General features: G+C 66.7%; 5 protein-coding genes. All 5 read left to right on the top strand.

Translation table 11 applies throughout. The annotated features are described in order from the left end of the window. The coding region (locus tag JOZ79_RS01575; RefSeq protein WP_294069652.1) for an iron-sulfur cluster assembly protein at positions 1-184 on the top strand (184 nt) is incomplete at its 5' end. Beyond that, entirely contained in the window at positions 181-540 is a 360-nt protein-coding gene (locus JOZ79_RS01570) for an iron-sulfur cluster assembly accessory protein (protein ID WP_294069649.1), read from the top strand. The genes JOZ79_RS01575 and JOZ79_RS01570, both read left to right, overlap by 4 nt. A gap of 49 nt (positions 541-589) precedes the next feature. Further along, positions 590-877, top strand: a complete 288-nt coding sequence (locus JOZ79_RS01565) for a hypothetical protein (protein ID WP_294069646.1) — start codon at positions 590-592, stop codon at positions 875-877. A gap of 46 nt (positions 878-923) precedes the next feature. Beyond that, positions 924-1,595, top strand: a complete 672-nt coding sequence (locus tag JOZ79_RS01560; protein ID WP_294069644.1) for a pyrimidine 5'-nucleotidase — start codon at positions 924-926, stop codon at positions 1,593-1,595. Then, positions 1,592-2,416 carry a 2,3,4,5-tetrahydropyridine-2,6-dicarboxylate N-succinyltransferase gene (gene dapD / locus JOZ79_RS01555; RefSeq protein ID WP_294069641.1) on the top strand — a complete coding sequence of 275 codons (825 nt, stop codon included), beginning with the start codon at positions 1,592-1,594 and terminating at the stop codon, positions 2,414-2,416. The genes JOZ79_RS01560 and dapD overlap by 4 nt, the downstream gene beginning before the upstream one ends. Positions 2,417-2,481 lie beyond the last annotated feature (65 nt).

The raw sequence follows: 2,481 nt of genomic DNA, 5'->3' as shown, positions 1-2,481 counted from the left end.
GACCATCACCATGACGCTGACGACGCCGCACTGCCCGGTCGCGGAATCGCTGCCCAATGAAGTCGAACTCCGTGTCCTGTCGGTCCCCGGCATCCGCGATTCCGTCGTCAACGTCGTCTGGGATCCGCCATGGGACCCGTCGAAGATGAGCGACGAAGCCCGCCTCGAACTGGGAATGCTATGAACAAGGAAACCAGGGTTCGTGCCCGCCCAGCCGCGATTACGCTGACAGCGGGCGCCGAAGCCCGCATCGCGGAGCTGATGGCACGCGCGCCCGACGCGGCCATTGGCGTCAAGCTGTCGACTCCTCGCCGCGGCTGTTCCGGCCTCGCTTACTCGGTCGACTATGTGACCGAGGAGCAGCCCTTCGACGAGAAGATCGTCACTCCCGACGGCACCCTCTACGTCGATGGTCCGTCCGTTCTTTACCTCGTCGGCTCCATAATGGACTGGCGCGAAGATGATTTTGCGGCCGGCTTCGTGTTCGACAACCCGAACGCGAAGGGCTCCTGCGGCTGCGGAGAGAGCTTCACGGTTTGAACCGAATCGCGCGAGTCTGATAAGGGGCTCTCCTCGAAGGAGAGCGACCATGCGTCTGTTGTTCCTTGCAAGCGCGGCGATCCTTGCCACCGCCGCGGGAGCCGCGACGCCCGCGCAGCCGACGGACAGGATGCCGGTGGTCAACCCCATCGAACCAATCGGCAAGCTCTGCCCGCCGACCAGTCGTACCGAAGCCGCGCGGCGCGGTGGTCGGCTCCAGGCCCGCAACCTCAACGAGCTTCCGCTGGCGGACATGTACATGGCGGTGGACCGCCGCGTCGACGGCTGCCAGGCGCCGATCATTGCCGGCTACGGCTTCGGCGGCGGCCACCGCTAGCACCGGTACTCGCCGTCCGGCTCAGGCGCCGCTAGGAACCGCGGCGATGGACACCGCCTTCGGCCACATCCGCGACTGGATCTTCGATCTCGACAATTGCCTCTATCCGGCGTCGGCGGGGCTGTTCGACCTGATCGACGAGCGGATGGGCGCCTACATCCAGCGCCTCTTGAGCTGCGGCCCGGAGGAAGCGCGCCGCGTGCAAAAGGCGCATTTCCATGTGCACGGGACGACGCTCGCCGGCTTGATGAGGGAACAGTCCGTCGATCCCGACCACTTCCTCGCCGACGTGCACGACATCTCGCTCGACCGGGTCAACGCCAACCCGCGCCTTGGCCGAGCGCTTGAGGCGCTTCCCGGCCGCAAGATCGTCTTCACCAACGGTGACGCGCCTTATGCGCGCCGCGTGCTCGAACGGATCGGCATCCACGGTCATTTCGACGGCCTGCACGACATCCACGCCAACGATTATCGGCCAAAGCCCGACCCCCACGGCTATGAATTGCTGTGCGACCGCTTCGGGATCGATCCGAAGCGCGCCCTTCTTGCCGACGACATGATCCAGAACCTGGCGCCCGCCAAGGCGCTCGGGATGACCACGATATGGGTCGACAACGGCTCCGAGCGCGGCAATCACGGCTTCGAAGAGGGCATCGCCGACCATCGCATCACCGATGTCGCAGAATGGCTCGAAAGCATCACGGGGACAGGCGAATGACGGACCAGCTGCAGGCGATCATCGAGGACGGTTGGGAACGGCGCGATGCGATCGGCGCGTCGACGAGGGGCGAGGTGCGCCAGGCGGTCGATGCCGCGATTGCATTGCTCGATACTGGCGATGCGCGGATCGCCGAGAAAGTGGATGGCGACTGGACCGTTCACCAGTGGCTCAAGAAAGCGGTCCTGTTGTCGTTCCGGCTGAACCCGATGGAGGCGATCGCGGGCGGGCCCGGCGGCGCTCATTGGTGGGACAAGGTGCCATCAAAGTTCGCCGGCTGGGGCGAGCGCGAGTTCGCCGATTCCGGCTTCCGCGCGGTACCCGGTGCGATCGTCCGGCGCGGCGCCTACATCGCGCCCGGCGCTGTCCTGATGCCGAGCTTCGTCAACATCGGCGCGCGGGTGGGCGAGGGCACGATGGTCGACACCTGGGCGACGGTCGGCAGCTGCGCGCAGATCGGCCGCAACGTCCATATCTCCGGCGGCGCCGGGATCGGCGGCGTGCTCGAGCCGCTTCAGGCCGGGCCGGTGATCATCGAGGATGATTGCTTCATCGGCGCCCGCTCGGAAGTGGCGGAAGGCGTCGTGGTCGAACAGGGATCGGTCCTGTCGATGGGCGTGTTCCTCGGCGCGTCGACCAAGATCGTCGACCGGGCGACCGGCGAGATTCGCTACGGCCGGGTCCCCCCTTACTCGGTCGTCGTGCCGGGAACCCTTCCCGGCAAGGACGGCGGCCCGAGCCTCGCCTGCGCGGTCATCGTCAAGCAGGTCGACGAGCGAACGCGCTCGAAGACGAGCATCAACGAGCTGCTGCGCGACTGATGCGCGCGATTGCAGGCCTTGTCCTGGCGTTGCTCGCGGCTGCGGCGCAGGCGCAGCTGCCGGTC

This window comes from Sphingomonas sp. (assembly GCF_019242355.1).
Classification (GTDB): Bacteria; Pseudomonadota; Alphaproteobacteria; order Sphingomonadales; family Sphingomonadaceae; genus Sphingomicrobium.
This window is presented reverse-complemented; position numbering and strand designations above follow the sequence as displayed.